At 75.2% G+C, this 2,229-nt stretch carries 2 protein-coding genes; both read left to right on the forward strand.

The annotated features are described in order from the left end of the window. Positions 1-108 precede the first annotated feature (108 nt). The gene (gene bioA, locus GTW67_RS03750) at positions 109-1,395 is read left to right on the forward strand and encodes an adenosylmethionine--8-amino-7-oxononanoate transaminase (RefSeq protein ID WP_161163361.1); all 1,287 of its coding nucleotides are present in this window, start codon (positions 109-111) and stop codon (positions 1,393-1,395) included. A gap of 1 nt (position 1,396) precedes the next feature. Then, positions 1,397-2,113: a dethiobiotin synthase gene (bioD, locus tag GTW67_RS03755; RefSeq protein WP_161163362.1), complete on the forward strand. Its 717-nt coding sequence runs from the start codon at positions 1,397-1,399 to the stop codon at positions 2,111-2,113. Positions 2,114-2,229 lie beyond the last annotated feature (116 nt).

Below are 2,229 nucleotides of genomic sequence, written 5' to 3' on the forward strand. Positions count from 1 at the left end.
TGGTCTGCGGTTCTGCCCCGGCCCCCGCCGAGGTGCCGGCGGCGGGCGAGGCGCGTACGGACCTGGTGGCCGTACGCCGGCGCGGTGCCGGAACGGACCTCGCGCCCAATGCCTGAGCCCGCGCTGACCGTGGACGAGCTGCTGGCCCTCGACCGGCGGCACGTCTGGCACCCGTACGGCCCCATGCCGGGCCGGCAGGACCCGCTCGTCGTGGAGTCGGCGAGCGGGGTCCGGCTGCGGCCGGCCGACGGCTCGGGCGAACTGGTCGACGGCATGTCGTCCTGGTGGTCGGCGATCCACGGCTACAACCACCCGGTGCTGAACGAGGCCGCCCGCGAGCAGCTGGACCGGATGAGCCACGTGATGTTCGGCGGGCTCACCCACGAGCCCGCCGTACGCCTGGCGAAGCTCCTTGTCGACATGTCGCCGGAGGGCCTGGAGCACGTGTTTCTCGCCGACTCCGGCTCGGTGTCGGTCGAGGTGGCCGTCAAGATGTGCCTTCAGTACTGGCGTTCGCTGGGCCGCCCCGCGAAACGGCGGCTGCTGACCTGGCGCGGCGGCTACCACGGCGACACCTGGCAGCCCATGTCGGTGTGCGACCCCGAGGGCGGCATGCACGAGCTGTGGAGCGGGGCGCTGCCGCGCCAGGTCTTCGCGGACGCGCCGCCGGCGGAGTACGACGAGGCGTACGCGGACCATCTCCGGTCGATGGTCGAGCGGCACGCCGACGAGCTGGCCGCGGTGATCGTGGAGCCGGTGGTGCAGGGCGCGGGCGGGATGCGGTTCCACTCCCCCGCGTATCTGCGGGTGCTGCGCGAGGTGTGCGACGCGCACGACGTGCTGCTGGTGTTCGACGAGATCGCCACCGGATTCGGGCGTACGGGCGCGCTGTTCGCGGCGGAGCACGCGGCGGTGACGCCGGACGTGATGTGCGTGGGCAAGGCGCTGACCGGCGGCTATCTGACGATGGCGGCGACGCTGTGCACGTCGCGGGTGGCGGAGGGCATCTCGCGGGGCGAGGTGCCGGTGCTCGCGCACGGACCGACGTTCATGGGCAATCCGCTCGCGGCGGCGGTGGCGTGCGCGTCGATCGGGCTGCTGCTCGGCCAGGACTGGCGTGCGGAGGTCAAACGCATCGAGGCGGGCCTCACCGAGGGGCTCGCGCCGGCCGCCGAACTGCCCGGCGTGTCCGACGTGCGGGTGCTCGGCGCGATCGGCGTGGTGCAGCTCGACCACGCCGTCGACATGCGGGCGGCGACGGAGGCGGCCGTGCGCGAGGGCGTGTGGCTGCGGCCGTTCCGCGACCTGATCTACACGATGCCGCCGTACGTCACGGGCGACGCGGACGTGGCCCGCATCGCCCGTGCGGTGTGCGCGGCGGCACGGGAGGGATGACATGCCGGTACTGGTGATCACGGGGACGGGCACGGAGGTCGGCAAGACGGTCGCGACCGCCGCCGTGGCAGCGGCGGCGCTGGCCGCCGGGCGGTCGGTGGCCGTCCTCAAGGCCGCCCAGACGGGCGTACGGCCGGACGAGCCCGGGGACGCGCAGGAGGTCGCGCGCCTCGCGGGCCCGGTGACGGCGGCCGAGGTCGCTCGGTTCCCCGAGCCGTTGGCGCCGGGTACCGCCGCGCGGCGGGCCGGGCGGGCGCCGGTACGTCCGGGTGAGGTGGCGGAGGCCGCGGCCAAGCTGGCGACCGAGCACGACCTGGTGCTGGTCGAGGGGGCGGGCGGGCTGCTCGTCCGCTTCGACGAGGCGGGCGGCACCCTGGCGGACGTCGCTGCGCTGCTGGGCGCGCCGGTGCTGGTGGTGGCATCGGCGGGGCTGGGCACGCTGAACACGACGGAGCTGACGGCACGTGAACTCGCCGCGCGGGGGCTGGAGTTTCCTGGCGTGGTGATCGGCAGCTGGCCGACGGACCCGGACCTCGCCTCACGCTGCAACCTCGCGGACCTGCCGGAGGTGTCCGGCGCCCCCCTGCTCGGCGCCCTGCCCACCGGCGCGGCCACCCTCACCCCGGCCGCCTTCCGCTCGACGGCACCACAGTGGCTGGCCCCCCGCCTGGACGGCACATGGGACGCGGACACGTTCCGACTCCGCGAGGGCCCCTGACCCTCGGACGCCGGGTGCGGGGGCGCGACCGCAGCGGGCGCCGGCAACCGGGGCGGCACCGGTTCGCATCGGTGCCGCGTGCCGCTCGTAGAGCCGGGGGCGTCGCATCCGCCACA

The sequence above is a fragment of the Streptomyces sp. SID5910 genome (assembly GCF_009862125.1).
Classification (GTDB): Bacteria; Actinomycetota; Actinomycetes; order Streptomycetales; family Streptomycetaceae; genus Streptomyces.

What these genes read in the sequence shown, in the direction of transcription:
- bioA (WP_161163361.1), top strand. Translation starts at nt 109, where the DNA reads ATGCCTGAGCCCGCGCTGACCGTGGACGAGCTGCTGGCCCTCGACCGG.
- bioD (WP_161163362.1), top strand. Translation starts at nt 1,397, where the DNA reads ATGCCGGTACTGGTGATCACGGGGACGGGCACGGAGGTCGGCAAGACG.